This window comes from Bacillus sp. SD088 (assembly GCF_017355205.1).
In the GTDB taxonomy this organism is placed as follows: Bacteria; Bacillota; Bacilli; order Bacillales; family Bacillaceae_C; genus Lederbergia.
This window is the reverse complement of record NZ_JADIJK010000076.1, coordinates 1-406: the sequence shown is the minus strand read 5'-3', so window position 1 is coordinate 406 and position 406 is coordinate 1. Positions and strand designations below refer to the sequence as shown.

The 406-nt window shown below is 40.4% G+C and carries 1 protein-coding gene; it reads left to right on the top strand.

From position 1 onward, the window contains the following. The first annotated feature begins 79 nt into the window (after nucleotides 1-79). Nucleotides 80-388, top strand: a complete 309-nt coding sequence (locus IPU53_RS24720) for a transposase (RefSeq protein ID WP_207454189.1) — start codon at nucleotides 80-82, stop codon at nucleotides 386-388. Nucleotides 389-406 lie beyond the last annotated feature (18 nt).

The window sequence follows — 406 nt, the reverse complement described above, 5'->3', positions numbered from 1 at the left end:
TTGAAGTTAGTATAAAAAGTGGACACCCCAATTGAGCCATGTTTTAATCAAATACAAAGGTGAAAAGGACGTGTTCCCTATGGCGGAAAAACACAAAAGTTATAGTGTTGAATTTAGAGAGTATGTAACTAAGATGGTCGTGCTGGATGGGCACAAAATAACGGAAATGAGCAAGAAGCTGGCCATCCCTTATGGGACTTTGAAGAGATGGGTACAGGAGTATCGAAAGAAACAGAAGGAAACGGAGAAGGAGAGCCAAAATCAGTTATTGACCGCCACAGAGTATAAGGAGTTATACGAGAAAGAGCGCCAAGCCAAGCTTGAAATGGAAGAGGAGAATGAGATATTAAAAAAAGCCATGCACATCTTCACGCAAGAAAAGGAGTAAAATTTGCGTTTATCCATG

What these genes read in the sequence shown, in the direction of transcription:
- IPU53_RS24720 (WP_207454189.1), top strand. Translation starts at nt 80, where the DNA reads ATGGCGGAAAAACACAAAAGTTATAGTGTTGAATTTAGAGAGTATGTA.